Genomic DNA, 20,901 nt, shown 5'->3' on the forward strand with positions numbered 1-20,901 from the left:
CAAACGCTTATCTTTACTCCAAACACTATAGAAGCTAAATGAACGAATATTTGATATATCTTTTAATTGGATTAGTCTGCCTCGTATTGGGCTATTTTCTTGGAAATTATATCCAAAATTTAAAAACCAAGTCAAGCCAAAGCGCACTTGAAGAACGGGAGCAACAATTACATAACAATCTTAATGTATTGGATGGAAGGTTGCGCGATGCGGAAGAGCATAAATTGCACCTACAGACCGAAAAGGAACAATTGGGCAATCAAATTGTTCGGTATCAGGCCGATTTGGAAAATTTACAGTTAAAAAACAGGGAACAAAAAGAAGAAGTAGAAAAACTACAGGAAAAATTCACAAAAGAGTTTGAAAATTTGGCCAGTAAAATATTGGAAGAGAAGAGTTTAAAGTTTACCGAGCGCAATGAAAAGAATATCAAAGACATTCTTACTCCCCTAAACGAAAAAATTCAACTTTTCGAAAAGAAGGTCGAAGAAAGTCAAAAGGAAAATATAAGTATTCATTCCGCACTCAAAGAGCAGCTGTTAAATTTGCAGACCCAGAACTTAAAAATTACCCAAGAGGCAGAAAATTTGACCAAAGCCTTAAAAGGAGATAGCAAAATGCAAGGCAACTGGGGCGAATTGGTATTGGAACGGGTTCTTGAAAAATCAGGACTTGAAAAAGATCGAGAATATTCCGTGCAACAGAGTTTCACACGTGAAGACGGCTCACGGGTACTTCCCGATGTAATCATCAACTTGCCCGATGGCAAAAAAATGATTGTCGATTCTAAAGTTTCGCTTACGGATTACGAACGTTTTGTAAACGCCGAAGATGACTTAAGGGATAAATTCCTGAAAGATCATATCAATTCCTTGAGAAAACATGTGGACCAGCTATCCGCCAAAAAATATGAGGATTTGTACGAAATGGAAAGTCCTGATTTTGTATTGATGTTCGTGCCCATAGAACCTGCCTTTGCAATTGCCATAAACAATGACAATACACTATATAACAAAGCTTTTGAGCAGAACATTATAATTGTCACCCCATCGACGCTTTTGGCCACGCTACGTACTATCGATAGTATGTGGAACAACGAAAAGCAACAGCGAAATGCGATTGAAATTGCACGTCAGGCCGGTGCTTTATATGATAAATTCGAGGGATTTGTATCTGACCTGACCAAGGTGGGCAAAAGGATGGATGAAGCAAAATCAGAATATAAGGGGGCGATGAATAAGTTGGTCGAAGGTCGCGGGAATATTGTTATAAGTATCGAAAAGCTGAAGAAAATGGGCGCTAAAGCTAAAAAATCCATTCCCGAATCTGTTTTAAAGCGTGCAAAGGAAGACGATTTTGAAGAAATCGAGGAAAACTCATAATTGGTTTTGAGGTTGGTTAGAAATAAAGTACTTATACTTTTTATATGAAAAAAATACTATTTATCGTAATTGGAAGTTTGATGGCACTGCTTGCACTATACTACGCCTTTATCTATTTCGTACCGTATAGCGAAGGGGTACGTTCGGGAGAATTGATCAAGGTAAGCAACAAGGGAGTAATTATTAAAACTTGGGAAGGAGAGATAAGCCAAGGCATCTCGGGAGCGCAAATATTCTCCTTTTCCGTATTGGATAAAGACCGAGATGTTATTGAAAAGCTAAAGGAGTATCAAGGGGAATACGTAAAGGTTGACTATACTGAACGTTTCGCTACATTCTTCTGGTTAGGAGATAGCAAATACTTTGTAACCGACGTACAAAAGGAAAGTTCACCACATTTTAGAAATTAAAGCATGGAAGAATTTAAAACAGCACATGAATCAAAGGTTTCGATTACACAACTGATGCTTCCCTCCCATTCCAATTTTGGGGGAAAGGTACATGGAGGTCATATTTTAAACCTTATGGATCAGATTGCCTTCGCCTGTGCTTCAAAACATTCGCAACGCTATTGCGTAACGGCTTCGGTAAATCGGGTCGATTTTCTACATCCTATCGAAGTGGGCGAACTGGTTACGCTGAAAGCTTCGATAAATTATACGGGAAGGACCTCAATGGTCGTAGGGGTACGCGTAGAATCTGAAAACATTACCACAGGTACCAAGCGCCATTGTAATTCTTCCTATTTTACAATGGTCGCCAAAGACGAGCAAGGAAAAGGTATGACCATACCTGGTTTGTTGGTAGAGAATACAGAAGGCGCCAGACGCTTTGCACGAAGCAAACGACGAAAAGAGGAAGCCTTTTCAAGAGATACCCAATTTGATTCTTCCAAATTTAAGATTGAAGAACACATGGAATTTTTAGAAGGAGAAAACATCAAACTTTCCCTGAGGTAATCCCTTTTGCAGCGGCGGCATCCAAAAACCAATGTAGATTTTCCGATTCAGGAGCAACCAAACTGGCGGGATATTGTTCAAAATCTCCCGTTTTGTTGATAATTTCTTGTACTTTTTCGGTCTTGCTTTCACCGGTCACTAAAAAGGCCACAGCTTCTGAATTGTTGATTATTTTTCCCGTTATCGATACTCTTTTTTGTCCAGAATCGGGGTGAATGGCTACCGTACAATTGGCATCTGAGTGCCACAAGTCGATTTCATGGGGGAAAATTGAAGCCGTATGTCCATCATCACCCATACCTAAGATGACCAAATCAAATTGAGGAATTTTGTTGGCTCCATTTGGCAATTTACTTTGCAATACCTTCCCATAACGTTGCGCTTCTTCTTGAGGGTCGCTTTCACCTTTAATCCGATGGATGTTCTCTTCGGGAATGTCAATTTTGGAAATCAAATGCTCAACCGTCATTTTATAATTGCTATCATCATCCGTCGGCGCAACGCAACGTTCATCGCCCCAATACAAGTGCACCTTTTTCCAATCGATGGATGTTGCATAATCAGTGGCCAATTTGTCAAAAACAATTTTGGGGGTACTTCCTCCTGAAAGTGCCATATGCACTGCTGGTCGTGAAGCAATAAATTCTGTTAAATATTTTGAAAATGCTTCAGCTACCTGCTGCTTTGTATCGTAAATATGTAATTGCATTCTTTTTTTGGTGTTATCACGGGTTAACATTCCCGTTGTTTTTGGAGGCAACTAAATACTAAAGCCACCGAAGCGTACATCTATCATTGCAAGGACCGGCATTCAATCACAAAACCAGACCACCCAAATAATATTGATTATCAACAAATTACGCAAAATCCAGGATCATCAGCCAATTGCTCTTCCGGATTTCTCCACATATGGTTTCCATCAATTAGGTCATCGGAGTTTTTCGGTCCCCAAACCCCGGCGGAATATCCGTATGTTTTTACATCTTTCCCGTTTTTCCAGTATTCTAAAATAGGATCGACAAACTCCCAAGCCGCCTCGACCTCATCGGCCCTGGCATACAGCGTAGCATCACCCTGCATAGCATCTAAGAGTAAACGTTCATAGGCTTCCATCACATGCTGTTCCACCAAACTGGAATAGTAAAAATCAAGATTGGCGCGCTCTACCTTAAAGCCCTGCCCGGGAACTTTCACTCCAAACTTGATCAAAATTCCTTCATCTGGCTGAATACGTATGATCAATTTATTATCCTTACTATCCATTCCCGAATCTTTAAAAATTTGGTGATGGGGCGATTTAAAATGGATGACAACCTCGGTCACCTTCGTAGGCATACGCTTTGCCGTACGCACATAAAATGGTACATCTGCCCAGCGCCAATTATCAACGAAGAACTTAATGGCCGCATAAGTCTCGGTGGTCGAATTGGGGTCTACCCCCTCTTCTTCCCGATAACCCGGTACCTTTTCGCCGTCGATTACCGAGCTTACGTATTGGGCGCGAATAGTATTATCAAATAATGTTTTTTCATCGGTCATCTTGCGCAACGATTTCAAGGCTTTTACCTTTTCGTTACGAATTTCCTCTGCTCCAGGACCTATTGGTGGTTCCATGACCACTAATGATACGATTTGCAACAAATGATTTTGGAACATATCGCGCAGCGCTCCCGACTTGTCGTAATAACCACCTCTTTTTTCAACCCCAACCCTTTCTGCATTGGTAATCTCTACGTGATGAATATAATTACGGTTCCATAATGGTTCGAAAATACTGTTGGCAAAACGAGTCACCAATAAATTCTGTACTGTTTCTTTTCCCAAATAATGGTCAATGCGATAAATCTGCGTTTCTTGAAAATAATTATGTAACCCCTCATTCAACTTGCGGGCACTATCGAGGTTATATCCAAACGGTTTTTCTACAATCAAGCGTTTCCAACCTTTTTCTTCATTATTGAGCCCTTCCTCAGAAAGGTTTTTGGCTATAACCTCATAAAGACTGGGAGGCGTCGACAAGTAGAAAATATAATTATCATCGGTGCCATATTTTGTATTTAAGTCTGAAATTCTCGTTTCTAGCCGATGGTAATTGGTATCGTAATCGTCTCCTAAATCTTCGTAAAAAAGCTTGTTGGCAAAAGTTTCAATAAAACTGTTCGCTTCCTTACCTACACTTTCCTTTAAATATTCACTTTCATGCACCACCTTTTTTCTGAACTCACCGTCGCTCAAATCGCTACGGCTTACGCCGAGTACCACAAATTTTTCCGGTAGGTGTCCGCCTTTATATAAATTAAAGAGTGCGGGAATCAATTTTCTGGCGGTCAAGTCACCCGATGCGCCGAAAATGATAAGCATTTGATTATTTGTTTTATTCATGTGTTCTTATAGGTCGTAAAATCCTGGCGTTTGTTTAGCAATGAATTGTTAAAATTTTTGCATCTTCCTTAGATAAAAATTGCGCAAAAATTTCAACGAAGTTAGTCGCTAAAACGGACAAAAAAAAATAATTGGACTATTTCAAAGCAGTTTCCAAATATCGTCAAGCTCGTGGAGTTTCATCAAAGAATGGGTGCAAAATTGATTATTTACCATATTTTTGAACTTGAAACACTTTGGCTCGTTGATGATGGCACTTTTCTGAGCGAAGAATATCTCTTGTAGGTACTAATCATATCGAAATGATAGTGCTGATTGTACTACTGTTGTAACTCTATAATTTCAAAAATTTAAACAACGGTACCGCTTATAACAATATTGAAAAGTCGTCGAGATGTTTCATGGCATAGCGACAAATGAATAATAGTTTTATTCAAGTAATAAATTAAGGATTAAAACGTATGAAAAATAACAATTACGATTTTGGATTGGTCGGCCTCGGAGTAATGGGGCGTAACTTTATACTGAATGTCGCCGACAATGGTTTCAAGGCTTTTGGCTATGACCTTGACACTGAAAAAGTCGATGCCTTAAAAAAAGAAGGAGGTGATTTAGAGAAAGTCGATGCAACAACAGACCTGAATACTTTTGTGCAATCATTGGCTCGACCCAGAAAAATAATGCTTTTGGTACCTGCAGGTAAAATTGTAGACTCCGTAATAGAAAGCTTATTACCGCATTTAGATACCGATGATCTGATTATCGATGGCGGCAACTCTTTCTTTACCGATACCGACCGACGGGAAACTTATTTACAAGAAAAAGGCATTCACTTTTTCGGTGCAGGAGTTTCGGGCGGTGCTAAAGGTGCTCGATTAGGCCCCAGTATTATGCCCGGCGGAAACCGAGAAGCCTATAAAGAGGTGCAGCCCATTTTTGAAGCTGTTTCTGCTAAGTATAAAGGTGAACCATGTGTCGCATATTTAGGCCCAAAATCAGCCGGAAACTATGTAAAAATGGTGCATAATGGCATCGAGTACGGACTGATGCAGTTGACATCTGAAATTTATGATATACTCAAAAAGGCCGGAAACTTGGACAATGATGAATTACATCAAACTTTTGCGTCATGGAACAAAGGCCGCCTTCAGTCATTCTTAGTAGAGATAACCTCTGAAATATTCGAAGAAGAAGATGACAAAGGTGATGGTCGTCTGGTCGATAAAATTCTAGACAAGGCCAAACAAAAAGGCACAGGAAAATGGACGTCTCAAAATGCGATGGATTTGGGTATTCCGATACCTTCCATTGATATTGCGGTAAGCATGCGTGAAATCTCGGCATTGAAAGACGAACGGGTGCAAGCCGACGAGCTTTATGACCGTCCTACTCCTGAGGCCATTGACAAATCTGAATTGGTTAAAATAGCAGAAGAGGCCCTGTACTTCTCGTTTATCGTCACCTATGCCCAAGGATTGCATCAATTGGGAGATGCTTCTAAAGAATATGGTTATGAATTGGACATTGCTGTTATTGCCAAAATATGGCGTGCAGGCTGTATTATTCGTGCCGGTCTTTTGGCCGATATCACAGAAGCATTTCAAAAAGACAAAAATGTACCAAACCTTCTACTTTCACCTTCTTTTGTAGAAAAAGTCAAAAGTACGGTTGGCTCTGCTCGGCTGTTGGTGGCTTATGCGGCAAAAAATGGAATACCATTACCTGGCCTCTCCAACTCTCTTACCTATTTTGATGCATACACCTCAAGTCGGTTACCTCTAAATTTGATTCAGGCCCAACGTGATTATTTTGGCTCGCACACCTATGAGCGTTTAGATCAAGAAGGTGTTTTTCATACGGAATGGGAAAAATAATTGGATATACTCACATAACAAAAACGGCGCATATATGCGCCGTTTTTGATTCTCTGAAATGTCATGTTCAGCCTTTAGAAAGGTTACTACATTCTAAGCTCTCATCAAATAGTAAAGCAATTACTATCTTAGCTGTTTCGAATTGTCGAATCATCGCTGTTTCATGAATGCCCAATCGCCCCCTAATGAAAATCAAAGGATTCATAATTTTACTTTTTTTTGTTTTCAACATACCGCTATTATCTGGGCAAAATATTCTTAATTACCAAAAAGACACGCTACGTGCACTTATAGATAAATCAAACCGTGCATACGAGGCGTACAATTACAAAGATGCCATTAAATACGCATCGACTCTCATTGATAAAAGTAAGGAGTACCACGATGATTACCATAGGTTTTTAGCATACGATATTTTAGGAGGAATCTATTCTGAAACCGATGATAGCATACAAGGCAGAATATTCTCTGAAAAAGCGCTGGAAATAGCAAAGGCCACAAAATCGGATAGTCTTATTGCTTGGGGCTCTTTAAATCTGGCAATTCTATATTCTGACAACGTAAGAACCTATGATCAAGCAATACGGTTTTTCAAAGAAAGTATTGCCATCAATGAAAAACTAGAAGACTTAGACCAGCTTTATCTTATTTATATCAGTTTGGCTTGGACCTATATTGATAATAACCAGCTAGATGAAGCATATGACATATTAAATAAAGCGAAATCAATTTCTGAAAAGGAAAAAATTGACCCCCTAAATAAACTTTATATAGAACTACTATACGGGAAATATTACTACGCTAAAAAAAACTATGTTCGGGCAAAAAGGCAACTTGAATCCATTACAGAGGAAATAGACAAAGACTCCATTACTGACATAGCCATCGAAGTTTATAAAAACTTGGCAGATGTATATTACAAAACAAATGAACCTAAAAATGCCTTTTTAAGTTTAAAGAAATACAACCGTTATAAACAAAAGGCATATACGTTAGAGAAAATAGAAGAAACGGAGAAAGCTAGGGCGAAATTTGATGTGAAACAGGCTCAAAATGATTTGAAGACAGCGATAAAGGAAAAAGAATATTCTGACGAACTTATTTCAAAATCTAAATCCCTTACCACTATTCTGATTATAGCTACGGTAATTCTTCTAATCGCCTTGTTTGGTTTTTTCTTATTTTTCAGAACAAGAAGAAAATATATCGATCATCTGAAAAACTATAACGAAGAGCTCATCGTTGCCAAGGAGAAAGCCGAAAAACTTTCAAAAGTGCAGACCAAGTTTCTTTCAACGGTTAGTCATGAACTGCGTACCCCATTATATGGAGTAATAGGCATTTCGACACTTCTAAAAGAAGACCCCGAGCTCAAAGCTTATGAAGAAGATCTCGAGTCACTTAAATTCTCGGCAGATTATTTATTGGCTCTGATAAACGAAGTTTTGCTTATCAGTAAAATGGATGCCGAAGCAATAAAATTATCAAAAACTCCCTATAAATTAGACACATTAATCCACAGCATTACACGTTCATTTGAATATGGATTGAAGCAAAGCAAAAACAAATTGCACATTCAAATAGATAGAAACATACCTAATTCATTAATTGGCGACCCCGTAAGGCTTTCTCAAATATTAATGAATTTGGTCGGAAATGCCCTGAAATTTACGAAAGAAGGAAATGTATGGATAGCCTTGAACCTGATATCGGTTTCAAAGAAAGGTTTCTATAAAACCAGTTTCACAATCAAGGATGATGGTCCGGGCATTCCTATTGATAAGCAAGAAGTAATATTTCATGAATTTACACAGGTCGAAAATGCAAATCATAGCTATAAAGGAACCGGACTCGGTTTGGCCATAGTAAAAAAGTTATTGAAACTTTACAACAGTAAAATTCATCTCAAAAGTGCCCCAGAACACGGTTCTGAGTTCAACTTTTCAATAAATCTGAAGAAAAACAACCAGAAGACCAAAGAAAGTGACGATCAAAATAATAAGTCAGATGATGTCGACCAAACTAAATTAAGCGGCAATAAACATATTTTGATAGTAGACGACAACAAAATAAATCAAAAAATAACTCAAAAGATATTAGAAAAGTACAACGTAAAATCAAGTCTCGCCAATGATGGAAAGCAGGCGGTAGAAATGAGCAGAAAATATAAATATGACTTAATTTTGATGGACATCAATATGCCCGAAATAAACGGGATGGAGGCTGCAATTATGATACGGAAATTTGATAAAAACATTCCTATAATAGCGCTAACGGCTGTTGAACTAGATGAAATGAGAGCGGAAATAAAGAATTCGGGTATAAATGATATCATACACAAACCCTATGATAGATCTGAATTTATAAAAATTATTGCTAAAAATCTTCCGACCGAAAAGAGTAAAACCCTTTGAAGTCAAATTAATCCCTTTCAATTGAAAAATCGCTTACTCATATCCTTCAAACTTATTTGATAACGTAATGTCTAAGACTCAATATCATATTTATGTCATAGAACTATCTAAAAAGGTATTTACAGAGCACAGGCGATTTCGTGAAGCAAATCCACAATTTAACGGAGTACTTGAATGTTTATATGTAGGCATGACCAGTAAAACACCCAAAGAACGATTCGAACAGCATAAATCAGGTTACATCAATAAAAAAGGTTACAATCTATCTTCGGCTATTGTCAAAAAATATGGGTCATATCTACGTCCTAGTCTTTATAATCATATCAAGCCTCTAAACACATGGGCCGAGGCCCTTGAAATGGAAAAAACCTTGGCACTCGAATTACGTCGAAAACGGTATGCCGTCTGGTTTAATTGAATCTATTTAGCGCCATAATGTCTTCGAAAGAATAGCTTCTTTATTTTTGTAAATTATTACTTTAAGTGTCAATCAAGATAATCAAGGAAAAAATTTAATAAAACATAAAATTAATCAGATGACATCAGATGACGAAAAATTTATGAGACGGGCTATACAGTTAGCAAAGGAGGGAATGAACAATGATTTAGGAGGTCCGTTCGGAGCGGTCATCGTGAAAAACAATTCGATTATTGCCGAGGGCAACAATAATGTTACCTCTAAGAACGACCCCACCGCACACGCCGAAGTGGTAGCCATTCGAAAGGCATGCGAAAAACTGAACTCCTTCCAGCTTGACGGCTGTACCATCTATACCTCTTGTGAGCCCTGCCCCATGTGTTTGGGAGCCATCTATTGGGCACGACCCGCCCGTGTCGTTTATGGCTGTAATCGGCAAGATGCCGCCAATATTAACTTTGATGATCAATTTATTTACGACGAACTTAAGGTCGGTATGGCTGATCGAAAAATTCCTTTCCAACAAATCTCACAAAAGGAAGCTCTTACTGTTTTCAAAGCTTGGGACGCTAAAAATGACCGAACCCTGTATTAAAAAAATGTCATCCAAATAATCTAAAAGCGATATCCTAATTTCAAAATAGCTCCTCTCGGTAATACCGGAACCACTACAAAACTGGCATCCGGGTTATCTTGGATAAACTCATGTGTTGCCCCATTGGCACTTGCACCAAAGCTGTTGGCGCCAAAAAAGTTTGCCAAACCTTCGGAATTAAAAAGGTTAGTTACCAATACATCTGCTGAAAGATGTTTATTAATGGCATAACCCATTCCTAAATTAAAAATACTGTAGGCCGGTAATTGAAATGCATTGGCGACATTGCCTTCCCGTTCTCCCATAAACTGCCATTTTAGAAAGGTGTTAAATCTATCTTTACGGTATTCCGCACTAAGATTGAACATCAATTTTGGATTAAAAGGAAGTAGATTATCAGAGAAGTCAGTGGTACTATCATCGGCTGTAGCTACCGTACCTCCAGCATCATAGACGGTCCATTTCGTAGCGATGGGATTTTGTAGGGTTCCGTTAAAACGAAAAGTCAGTGCTGAAATGGGCGAATAGGCACTCTCCCACTCCAAGCCCAAAGTTCTTGAATTATTGAATTGCACCGGAGTGTAAAAAACACTGCCATCATCTGAATCAAATTCAAAACTGGCGATTCCGATATCTTTTAATTGACTCCAAAAGGCCGTAGTGGTAAAGGAAAAATCTTTTTGGTTCCATTTCAAACCAATTTCGGCTTGTTTAATTTTTTGAACCTCTCCTTTTTGATTGATCGGAACATTTGAAAAGTTATTAAAATAATAATTCAGTTCAGGAGCCTTGTTTCCCGAAGAAAAACGGGCAAAAATAGCCGCTTCTTCCCGCAAGCGATAATTAAGTCCGGCTGAATAAGAAAGGTATCCGTAGGTATAATCAAACGTATCTTGCTCCCCTGTAGAAGTGAGTATGCTATTATCATAGGCTGTGGTTGGATCTCCATCATATCCCCCGTCCTTTTGAAAAGGCGCTGACCGATCCTTAGATCCTTTGTGTCCGATGGTTTCATAGCGTAGGCCCATATCAAGGTGCAACCCATCTTGAATTTCCCATCGGTCGTTGAGAAAGGCCGCCATTTGTCTCACATCGGCTTGGGAAACATCGTAAAACAATCCCCCATAATTACTTAAACCATGTGTGTCGGACAAGGTAAGAACCGGTTCCCCCGGGTTTTCAAGTGTCACTTGCAACATTCGGGGATTCGGTTCATACGTAACATAACCGAAACTACCCTGGGTAAACAATGATGTATCGGCAAAACCAGAGGCCAGACCCATGGTCAAATCGTGGTTTTCGGCTTTTTTTCGCACAGTCAATTGATTGACAAGCTCATCTGTGCTATTCTGTTTTAACCAAGAAGCAGTACCCATAATTGCGTCATTGGACAAAGTGCCTTGCCCCAGGTATTCTATCGATTCACCTGCCAAAATTCCACTATTATCCAAACGGGCGAGTTCGACTCCTGATCGTGCATCGTTGAAAACTACTTGCCCAATAGGAAACTGTGCCCCACTTATAAAGTAAGCCAAGGGATCGTTCAAAGAAACAAAAGCATTGCTAATGGAAGTCTGCCAGTTTGCATTTTTATGTGCATATTTTATTGCAAACCTTAACGACCATTGATTGCCTAGGTCTTGTAATATATCAACTCCAAAGGCCCTATCTTGGGCATGTAGCCCTTGAGACGGGTCAAATCTATTTGTGGCTCCTTTATCGAGTCGTCGGCCATCGGGAACATTAGCCTCGAAACTGGGCATCAATAAAGCCGTTGTATTAAAATCTTGTCCAAATGCGGCTTTAGGGTCATTCCAATCCGTTGCTGCAACGCCTGTCCAGCGGTTGGTGAAATCATCCAACACCTTGGCATAGAATTTAAAATAGCCGCTTTTAGTTTTTTTAATAACATTTGCCCTAAACTGTCCTCCTTTGCTAAAAGTGAAATCAACGTTTCGAGCACCATCATCATGTCGATAATGACCACCCGCATTAAAGAACCAGTTGTTGCCCAATGGCCCTCCAACATTGCCATCAATTCGGTACAGTGGATTACCCTCCCCCTGTACACCTCCTTGAAGCTGTATTTCACCACCGAATTGATCCTGAGGACCACGTGAAATAAAATTATAGATTCCTCCAGGGCCGTTAAGAGCAGTAATAGCTGCGCTTCCACCCCTAATTGCCTCTACCCTTTCTGTTGTCAGGTCGACGCGTTGAAAGATTTCAGGGGAATAATAGGAATGTTGCACCAAGCTCACCGGAAGACCGTCTTCCTGCAAAGAAACATAATACCATCCCGTATCGTCTTCGGCGGAAGCGGATATGCCCCGAGCATATACCTTAGTAAAGACTTCGCCGGCGGAAGGATCGGTAAAGGTTCCGGGAATAGCTTGTAACAGGTCTGCCGTACCTCGGGGAAATGTTTCCTGCAGGGCTTCAGACTCTAAAGTGGTGATTGCCGTACTCGATTCTAGTTGCGTTCGTGGATCAAAAGTTCCCGTTACCACAATATTTTGCAGATTTAGCAAATCGTCCTCCAAAGTAAACGAAAGATTCAATTCTTCCTTTCCCACTATAACGTTATCACGGTAAGTTTTGGCGCCGAGGTAGGTTATTGTCAAAACATAGTTGCCAGCGGCAACATTGGGTATCTCAAAAATTCCTTGTAAATCAGTAATGCTAAAATGACTCGAAGGTTGTAACGATACATGGGCTCCCGATAAAGGCTCTCCCCTTAAATCTTTAACGTCCCCTTTCACAGATACTTGGGCCACAAGTGTATTTTGCAACCCATAAATTATCACAAACAAAAAAATAATCTTCCGACTCATCTTAATTCCTATTGAGAAAGCAAATATATTAAGCCTAATCCTTTTAGCCTTGCCCGAGTAGCTATTAATTCTATCTGTTCGTACTAAAGCACGATAATGTCATATAAAAATTTTACTAAGGGCATTTCCTTCATAATTTTAAAAGAACCATGATAAATATTTGGGTTACAACTTCATACACTTCCAACTACCGTTTTTAAAAATTGTAATCGATAACATTAATTGAATATTCCGCAAAAAACACACAAAACTAATTGAGTATATTTATAGCTTAAAGCCAAAAAAATACATAAATTTCAAGCTAATTTATTAGATATTTAATAGGTTACTCACCAATTTCATTAGAATAAATATAAAAAGTAAAGGGATGGGCAAAAATGAGAATTCACGACGCAAGTTTATAAAGAAAACCGCTGCCAGTTCGGCACTATTCGTCGCTGGTGGCGTATTGCCCGGGTTCACGGCCAAAAGCTATGGTCAGATTATCGGAGCCAACAAAAAAATCAATGTTTCTATGATGGGTGTAAACAGTCGTGGAAATGCGCTGGCCCAAAACTTTGCGAGTCAAGAGAACTGTAATGTTATTCATATTTGTGACGTAGATAGCAGGGCCATAACGAAATGTTTGACCGCAGTCAACGAACGCCAGGACAATAAGGTAAAAACATTTGAAGATTTCCGAAAATCATTGGAAAGTAAAGATGTTGATGCTATGGTGATTGCCGCTCCTGACCATTGGCACGCCCCTGCTTCTTTGTTAGCCTTAGAAGCCGGAAAACACGTATATGTCGAAAAACCATGTAGTCATAACCCCAACGAAGGTGAAATTTTGGTCAGCGCTGCCTCGAGGTACGGCAAAGTCATACAGATGGGAAACCAGCGTCGCTCTTGGCCCAATGTGGTCGCCGGTATCGAAGCTTTAAAAAGTGGCGCTATAGGCCGGGTATATTTTGGCAAATCTTGGTACACCAACAACCGCGCCTCGATCGGGGTCGGCAAAGAAATAGATGCTCCCGATTGGCTGAATTGGGACCTTTGGCAAGGACCCGCTCCCCGAAAAAACTATAAAGACAACATCGTACACTATAATTGGCACTGGCTTTGGCACTGGGGAACCGGGGAGGCCTTGAACAACGGCACCCATATGATCGATCTTTTACGTTGGGGCATGAACGTTGACTACCCTACGAAAGTTAGCTCGAATGGCGGACGATATCGGTATAAAGATGATTGGGAAGCGCCCGATACCCAAGTAATCAATCTCGATTTCGGCGATGATTTATCAATGACTTGGGAAGGTAGAAGCTGTAATGGCAAAAAAATTGAAGGAAGCTCCGTAGGAGTAATCTTTTATGGTGAAAATGGAAGTCTATTCATTCCCAGCGGTGACAGTCATACTATTTTTGATTTAGATGGTGCGGTCGTAAAAGATGTAAAACCAAGTGAAGAAATCGATGCCAGAAATAAAAGTAATCCTGCAAAAAATTTGGATGCCTATCACATTCAAAACATGTTCGATGCCATTAAAAATGGAACCAAATTACACGCCGATATTGATTCGGGTCACAAAAGTACCTTGTTAGTTCAGCTAGGAAACATTTCACAGCGCGTCGGGCGCTCATTGGAAATCAACCCTGAAAACGGGCATATCATTGATGATGCCGATGCACAGAAACTATGGAGCCGTTCATACGAACCTGGCTGGGAAATGAAACTTTCTTAAAGACATTCTAACAACACATCAATATATATGAAATCAAGAAGATCATTCGTTAAAAAAATCGGCAAGGCCAGTGCATTGTCTACTTTGGCATTGTCACTACCTGTACCGATATTTTCACAACTAAAGCGAAAAAATACTACAATGGCAAAACCTAAAATCATAGGCATAATTGGGGCAGAAAACTCGCATTCGATACATTTTGGAAAAATGTTCAATGTGGATAAGGCATTTCCAGGATTCGAAGTCAAATATATTTGGGGGGAAAAAGATGAATTTGCCCAAGTAACCAAAGAAAAGGGAGCTATCCCCATTATTGTAAAGGACCAAAAAGATATGATGGGCAAGATAGATGCCCTGATTGTAGATCATCGACGTGGTGATATGCATCTCGCAGCCGCGACTCCTTTTGTCAAGGCGGGCATCCCTACTTTTATCGACAAGCCATTTTGTTTTAGCAGCAAAGAAGCGAAAGAATTTCTTAAAATGGCAAGAGACGTTGGAACACCTGTCACCTCTTACAGTTCTATTGCACATAGCTATGCTACCGAAGACATGAGAAAACAAGTCGACGAAATAAAAGACATTAACCAAGTAACCTGCTACGGCAAAGCAGACCTCAACTCCATCTACGGAGGATTCTATTTTTATGGCGTGCACATGGTCGAACCTCTTATTTATCTATTCGACGAAAAAGTAGTTTCGGCCAGAATAAATAAAAATGAGAAAGATAACTTGAATAGTTCTGCCAGCTTAGTTTTTGAAAATGGAATGATGGCTACACTGATAATTACTTCTAAAAAATACGGTTGGCAGACCTTTATCGAGACCGATGAAGGCATTGTCGAATTAAAACCTCGTGTAGAGAAAGTGGACCCGGACAAAACCTATATCGATATGGTAAAAATGTTTGAAACCGGAGTCGAGCCGAGAAGTCATGAAAGTATTGTACATGGCATAGCGGTACTTGAGGCACTTTATAATTCCTCAAACTCAGGAAAATGGGAAACTGTAATGGCTTAATATGATTTCGAACATACGGAAAACGACCTTTTCTCATTTTTTAATGTTATCCATAACCCTAGTATTGTTCGGATGTCAAGAAAAACGCGAAAAAAAGTCAAAGGACATAGCACATAAAACATCCCACAGCGAAGACAATACCCTTTCGGATAAAGAGGTAAATGAAGGTTGGAAGTTGTTATTTGATGGAAAAACTTTCGACGGTTGGCGTGGTATGGGGCGCGATCATGTTCAAAATGAACTTTGGAAAATCGAGGAAGGTACCATACGAAAGTTGAATAGTGAAGAAGTACTACCATTACCAGACGGAAAGGCTGTTGAAGGTGGTGATTTGATGACTATTCAAACATTTGAGAACTACGAACTGTATTTTGAGTGGAAAATATTGAAGGCGGGAAATACAGGACTTAAGTATAATGTCTCTGAAGACCTCTCTCAAAAGTACGGTTCAGGACACTCCGCTTTAGGATTTGAATATCAACTACTCGATGATACCGACACTATTTATGCAGGTAAGTTGAAATCGTCGCAATATTCTGGTAGTCTTTACGATATGATTCCTCCTCAAAACGCCAAGACCAATCCCGTAGGAACGTTTAATTCTAGCCGTATTCTTATTGACGGAAATCATGCGGAACATTGGTTGAATGGCTTAAAAGTATTGGAATACGAATTCGGCTCGAAACAGCTAGATTCATTATTCCGGTTAAGTAAATACGTCGATTATCAGAATTTTATAGATAAACGTAGCGGACATATCATCTTACAAAATCATAAAGACGATGCTTGGTTTAAAAACATAAAAATCCGTGAGATAACACCAAGTTCAAAATAATCAGGTATAAATCAAAACCCTAAAAATGAAAATTTTTGCTACACTACTCTTTGCCGGCACGGTGCTTCTGACACCTTTTGAATCTAAAGATAATACTATGGTAAAAGGCATACTTTATTCAGATGGCGGTGCGGTCTCCGTTACGCTCTCCGGGGATAGGATTATCGGTATCGAACGGACCGTGGACAACGAATCCGATTCCAAATCGTATGTCGCCCCAGGCTTGATCGACGTACAGATTAATGGCTATATGGGCGTCGACTTTTCAGGCCCCGACCTTACCGTCGAAGGAGTCAAAAAGGCGACCAAGGCACTTTGGAAGGCCGGGGTGACTTCCTATTTCCCGACGATTATAACCAGTGACATTGCCCTAATAAAGAAAAATTTTGCCATTTTGGCCGAGGCCAGAAAAGATCCTGAGATCGGAATGTCGATTCCCGGATTCCATCTCGAGGGTCCCTATATATCCCCGATAAAGGGCTTCCGTGGAGCGCATTTGGAAAAATACATCAAGAATCCCGATTGGAAAGAATTCCAGGCCATGCAAAAAGCGGCCGATAACGGTATCATACTGATTACCTTGGCCCCGGAGCTCGAGGGCGCCATCCCATTTATCAGAAAATGTGTCGATAGCGGTGTCGTCGTATCCCTTGGCCACCATAACGGTTCGGCCTCCGATATTCAAGAAGCAGTCGATGCAGGAGCGAAAATGGCCACGCATCTGGGCAACGGTTGCGCCAACGAGATAAACCGGCATCATAATCCCTTATGGCCGCAGCTCTCCAACGATGCGATAACGACCAGTATCATTGCCGACGGTTTCCACCTGACCAAGGAAGAGGTTCGTAGTTTTTATAAGGCCAAGGGCGTCGAGAACACCGTACTGGTATCCGATGCACTCGATTTGGCAGGCCTGCCCCCCGGTGAGTACACCCGTGGTGAGCGCACCTTGTTGTTGACACCCAACGTGGTGAAACTGCCCAAGGAGAATGTATTGGCCGGCGCAGCCTCGCCCATCAGCAAATGTGTCGGCGTCATAATGGACTATACCCAATGTACTCTGGAAGAAGGCATCCGGATGGCAAGCACCAACCCCGCCGAACTTTTTGCACTAGAGGATATCGGGAGCATAGCACAGGGAAAACGCGCCGACCTTATCGTTTTTACGATGGAAAACAACCAAATGACAATAAAAAAGACCTATGTCGCAGGGCAACTGGTATACTCCCAAGATTAACTTATGAAAAATAAATCCGTACGTAAAAAAATTATCCTAGCACTAAGTGCTATCGGACCTGGCCTTTTCTTGATCGGCTATAATATCGGCACCGGAAGTGTGACCACCATGGCGAAAACGGGAGCTGAACACGGTATGGGCCTTTTTTGGGCACTTATACTCTCTTGTATATTCACCTATGTACTTATGGTTACCTACGGGAAGGTCACCTTAGTCACCGGAAGGACCGCCCTGTTTAATTTTAAGAGCGAGTTCAAATACGGTTGGATGCTTTCCCTATATATTATCATTGCCTTGATTATTGGCGAATTGCTCGCATTGATGGGGGTCATGGGCATTGTTGCCGACCTGGTGCAAGAAGGCATAAGACTGGCCTTCGACGGACTCGTTGTCAGTACTTTTTGGATCATCCTCTTTTTCTCGATCATCCTTTATTTTTTATTATGGTTCGGCCGTTACCAGCTCTTTGAAAAAATATTGACGGTATTGGTGGTACTTATGGGCATTTCTTTCATTGTGGTTTTTATCATGGTGAAGCCAGACTTGATGACGATTGCCCAAGGGGCCATCCCCAGCATACCGAATACGCCCGGAGCCATGGGACTTATAGCCGCCATAACAGGTACGACCTGTTCCGCTGCGGTCTTTATTATGCGAAGTACCGTGGTCGCCGAAAAGGGATGGGGCATCGACGACCTGAAAAAGGAGAAAAAAGATTCGTTGGTATCGGCCTCAATGATGCTGCTCTTGAGCGGGGTAATCATGGCCGTTGCCGCCGGTACACTTTATGTATCAGGGCTAAAACTCGACAATACCGTCGAGATGATCGAGCTGTTCGAACCGATCGGTGGCAAGGCCGCGGCATTTATGTTGATCATCGGTATCGCCGGGGCAGGTCTTTCGACCATCTTCCCCATAGTATTGATAGCGCCATGGTTATTGGCGGATTATAGGGGAACGCCCAGGGACATACACTCGCCACTGTCGCGATGGCTTATTTTTATCGCGCTACTTTTCACCTTCGGTACCGTTTTCCTAGAGGAAAGGCCCCCGGCCCTTATGGTATTTTCACAGGCATTTCAGGCGTGCATACTCCCGGCAGTAGCGATTCCGATTTTTATACTGATCAATAGGAAAAAGCTGATGCACCAATATACCGCCAGTACGAAGTTGAACGTTGGCATCGTCGCCGTCATTTTATTCTCATTGATTACAACCTATTTCGCACTTACCGATTCTTTTTAACGGATACTCTATGAGGATAAAGAATAAAAAACATGTTGACCGTTGATAAACTAAAAGTATCTGTTTACGGTGAACCCTCCTAAATGGGTGTGGCGGCCGCCGATTTCGTACAGTATAAATTGAACGAGGCCATGCAGAGAAAGGTTCGGTGAACCTTATCTTGACCATACCGGCGATTGTGGGCGGCATGGCCATTAGCTGTGCGGTTACCGATGAAAGAAAGGCAGCTGTAGTGCGCGTGCCACCCTCTATGATGAAATCGGCACCCAATACCCTAAAACGATTTTGCGACGGCACCAGGAAACCGTATTATTTCTTGAAAAGGGATCGGCTTCGAAGATTTATAATTGATTGGGAAAAAGGGAGTAATCGTTTTCTAAGGAAACTAGAAAGTATCAGGTAAATTAAAGGAAGAAAATACAGGGCCACTTTTCAGCCTGTCATTTACATAGCCAGATTTAAATAACTCTAATAGATTACTTTGATTCTTTCTTTTCCATTATTTTAACCAACAAACTTTCCATTCTATCCCTATTCATGGGCTTTTCAATGTAGTCCACCACACTTGAAAAACCCAAAGCCTTTGTCCTATCACGTGTAAGAACCGAGGAGGTCAGCATGACTATCGATGATTCGAGAATAAAATCATTCTCTTCAATAAAGCTCAAAAATTCAAATCCGTTCATCTCAGGCATATTAATATCCAAAAAAATAAGGTCGGGCTTATTACTGTCAAGAAACTCCAACGCCTCCAATCCGTTTTCCACAGCATTCACATCTATTACACCCAATTGTCTGAGGGCAATGGTGACTAACGAATTAGCAATGGGGTCATCTTCTATTAAAAGCACATCTATGCCCTTATAATCTTCAATTTTACTCATATTGTCAAATCATCGATTGAGGCTATTTTAGTTCTTCTTCTTAAAGGCCTCGATTTAATTAAAATACAATAATGCATATTCTTGTTATACCATACATTAGGATATACGAAGATACTTGAACTTTTGGTTGTAGTTACCTACATTCATAAAGAAAAATCCTAATTAATTTAAGATTGCGAAATAAACGATTAAATATAATATTATCTAATAACTTTCAAAGTTAGATATTCAAAATATTGATTACTAAATCTACTTTCCACAATTAGTTAAACCAGAACTCCCCGAGGTTGTACCTCAGGGAGTTCTATAGAAATGAAACAAAAAGTATGAAATCTTAGTCAAAAGAAAAACCGGTCGCTACTCGAAATACGAAAGCATAAAGTACCACGGCATACATAGCGAAACCGAACCAAGCGAATACCTTGAAATAGTTTTTAACAATCATACTACCCAAGTTTTTAAAACCATCATTATAAATCGTTCTTATGTTTTGTAGTGTTTCCATAGTATTGATATTTTAAAGGTTAAGTGTTGGTATTATCTAAATTTTTATTTTTTATAATGTCAGCTATTTAACTGACGAAAGGAATGTTATAAATATGTGATTAGCCCATTTCTTTGTGACCTAATATTGCTGTTTAAACCTTCGTTTACTGTATAACTACAATAAATTACTGCGAATAGAATAACCATTATTAGGTCATAAAAACTCGCAACATATTTCTTATAAGAATTGCCCAGTAGTCGAATACACTGTGTCAAAGGCAAAATATAGGTAACTAACACTGCAAATTAGCGCTGCTAAAAAGGAAATCGAGGGAATTATTATTTCAAAATTTTTCATGATAAATAGATTTGGGGTCTAACAATACTGTAAAATTACGGCGGATATCGAGATAGTTCGGGAGTTTTTCGACAGATTACAACTTACTGTAGTCGAATAGGATTTTTCTTACTTTAAAATGAAATCAAAGAATCACCCTACGGCTATACCATCTTACGCTACGCTCATTTTTTACTTAAAAAGAATTCCACAAAGAGATCCGTATATCGCAAAAGACTACGCTCGGTCGATTCCTTTCTCCATCATCAATTGATC

18 protein-coding genes are annotated in these 20,901 nt (G+C 40.1%); 13 read left to right on the plus strand and 5 right to left on the minus strand.

The genetic code is table 11. The features are described from left to right. The first annotated feature begins 38 nt into the window (after nucleotides 1–38). The 3 genes from rmuC to BLS33_RS04585 are packed head-to-tail and all read left to right on the plus strand — an operon-like array spanning nucleotide 39 to nucleotide 2,341. Nucleotides 39–1,382, plus strand: coding sequence for a DNA recombination protein RmuC (gene rmuC / locus BLS33_RS04575; protein WP_089885769.1), 1,344 nt, complete (start codon nucleotides 39–41; stop codon nucleotides 1,380–1,382). A gap of 44 nt (nucleotides 1,383–1,426) precedes the next feature. Then, nucleotides 1,427–1,792 carry a 6-phosphogluconate dehydrogenase gene (locus tag BLS33_RS04580; protein ID WP_089885772.1) on the plus strand — a complete coding sequence of 122 codons (366 nt, stop codon included), beginning with the start codon at nucleotides 1,427–1,429 and terminating at the stop codon, nucleotides 1,790–1,792. Nucleotides 1,793–1,795: 3 nt separating this feature from the next. Beyond that, nucleotides 1,796–2,341 carry an acyl-CoA thioesterase gene (locus BLS33_RS04585; protein WP_089885775.1) on the plus strand — a complete coding sequence of 182 codons (546 nt, stop codon included), beginning with the start codon at nucleotides 1,796–1,798 and terminating at the stop codon, nucleotides 2,339–2,341. Here BLS33_RS04585 and pgl read toward each other — a convergent pair. Then, nucleotides 2,322–3,050 (minus strand): 6-phosphogluconolactonase, encoded by a 729-nt coding sequence (gene pgl, locus BLS33_RS04590; RefSeq protein WP_089886244.1) that lies wholly within the window; start codon nucleotides 3,048–3,050, stop codon nucleotides 2,322–2,324. The genes BLS33_RS04585 and pgl overlap by 20 nt on opposite strands. Before the next feature lie 140 nt (nucleotides 3,051–3,190). Next, nucleotides 3,191–4,723 (minus strand): glucose-6-phosphate dehydrogenase, encoded by a 1,533-nt coding sequence (gene zwf, locus BLS33_RS04595; RefSeq protein WP_089885778.1) that lies wholly within the window; start codon nucleotides 4,721–4,723, stop codon nucleotides 3,191–3,193. A 461-nt stretch (nucleotides 4,724–5,184) separates the two neighbouring features. On the opposite strand from zwf, the gene gndA reads away from it, so the two are divergent. From gndA to BLS33_RS04615, 4 genes are all read left to right on the plus strand, one after another. Further along, nucleotides 5,185–6,597 carry an NADP-dependent phosphogluconate dehydrogenase gene (gndA, locus tag BLS33_RS04600; protein WP_089885781.1) on the plus strand — a complete coding sequence of 471 codons (1,413 nt, stop codon included), beginning with the start codon at nucleotides 5,185–5,187 and terminating at the stop codon, nucleotides 6,595–6,597. A gap of 185 nt (nucleotides 6,598–6,782) precedes the next feature. Then, nucleotides 6,783–9,011, plus strand: coding sequence for a tetratricopeptide repeat-containing hybrid sensor histidine kinase/response regulator (locus BLS33_RS04605; RefSeq protein WP_176801318.1), 2,229 nt, complete (start codon nucleotides 6,783–6,785; stop codon nucleotides 9,009–9,011). Between the two features lie 67 nt (nucleotides 9,012–9,078). Beyond that, on the plus strand, nucleotides 9,079–9,429 hold the full coding sequence (locus BLS33_RS04610) for a ribose-5-phosphate isomerase (RefSeq protein ID WP_089885788.1): 351 nt from the start codon (nucleotides 9,079–9,081) through the stop codon (nucleotides 9,427–9,429). Nucleotides 9,430–9,547: 118 nt separating this feature from the next. Beyond that, nucleotides 9,548–10,024 carry a nucleoside deaminase gene (locus tag BLS33_RS04615; protein WP_089885794.1) on the plus strand — a complete coding sequence of 159 codons (477 nt, stop codon included), beginning with the start codon at nucleotides 9,548–9,550 and terminating at the stop codon, nucleotides 10,022–10,024. Between the two features lie 20 nt (nucleotides 10,025–10,044). Here BLS33_RS04615 and BLS33_RS04620 read toward each other — a convergent pair whose 3' ends face one another. Then, nucleotides 10,045–12,858, minus strand: coding sequence for a TonB-dependent receptor (locus BLS33_RS04620; RefSeq protein ID WP_089885797.1), 2,814 nt, complete (start codon nucleotides 12,856–12,858; stop codon nucleotides 10,045–10,047). Between the two features lie 367 nt (nucleotides 12,859–13,225). Between BLS33_RS04620 and BLS33_RS04625 the strand changes: the two genes are divergently transcribed. The 6 genes from BLS33_RS04625 (at nucleotide 13,226) to BLS33_RS04650 (ending at nucleotide 19,321) form a co-directional block, all read left to right on the plus strand. Beyond that, complete coding sequence (locus tag BLS33_RS04625; protein ID WP_089885800.1) at nucleotides 13,226–14,581, plus strand: Gfo/Idh/MocA family protein; 1,356 nt, start codon at nucleotides 13,226–13,228, stop codon at nucleotides 14,579–14,581. Between the two features lie 27 nt (nucleotides 14,582–14,608). Next, entirely contained in the window at nucleotides 14,609–15,601 is a 993-nt protein-coding gene (locus BLS33_RS04630; protein WP_089885803.1) for a Gfo/Idh/MocA family protein, read from the plus strand. 1 nt (nucleotide 15,602) lies between these two features. Continuing rightward, on the plus strand, nucleotides 15,603–16,436 hold the full coding sequence (locus tag BLS33_RS04635) for a 3-keto-disaccharide hydrolase (protein ID WP_089885806.1): 834 nt from the start codon (nucleotides 15,603–15,605) through the stop codon (nucleotides 16,434–16,436). A 25-nt stretch (nucleotides 16,437–16,461) separates the two neighbouring features. Beyond that, complete coding sequence (locus BLS33_RS04640; protein ID WP_089885809.1) at nucleotides 16,462–17,673, plus strand: N-acetylglucosamine-6-phosphate deacetylase; 1,212 nt, start codon at nucleotides 16,462–16,464, stop codon at nucleotides 17,671–17,673. A gap of 3 nt (nucleotides 17,674–17,676) precedes the next feature. Further along, nucleotides 17,677–18,918 carry an Nramp family divalent metal transporter gene (locus BLS33_RS04645; protein WP_089885813.1) on the plus strand — a complete coding sequence of 414 codons (1,242 nt, stop codon included), beginning with the start codon at nucleotides 17,677–17,679 and terminating at the stop codon, nucleotides 18,916–18,918. Between the two features lie 148 nt (nucleotides 18,919–19,066). Beyond that, nucleotides 19,067–19,321, plus strand: a complete 255-nt coding sequence (locus BLS33_RS04650) for a hypothetical protein (RefSeq protein ID WP_089885816.1) — start codon at nucleotides 19,067–19,069, stop codon at nucleotides 19,319–19,321. A gap of 73 nt (nucleotides 19,322–19,394) precedes the next feature. Here BLS33_RS04650 and BLS33_RS04655 read toward each other — a convergent pair whose 3' ends face one another. Both BLS33_RS04655 and BLS33_RS24775 read right to left on the minus strand, forming a co-directional pair. Beyond that, entirely contained in the window at nucleotides 19,395–19,802 is a 408-nt protein-coding gene (locus BLS33_RS04655; RefSeq protein ID WP_089885820.1) for a response regulator, read from the minus strand. Between the two features lie 334 nt (nucleotides 19,803–20,136). After that, on the minus strand, nucleotides 20,137–20,307 hold the full coding sequence (locus BLS33_RS24775; protein WP_176801319.1) for a DUF6747 family protein: 171 nt from the start codon (nucleotides 20,305–20,307) through the stop codon (nucleotides 20,137–20,139). Nucleotides 20,308–20,901: the final 594 nt, after the last annotated feature.

It is taken from the genome of Kriegella aquimaris (assembly GCF_900103215.1).
GTDB classification, from domain to species: Bacteria; Bacteroidota; Bacteroidia; order Flavobacteriales; family Flavobacteriaceae; genus Kriegella; species Kriegella aquimaris.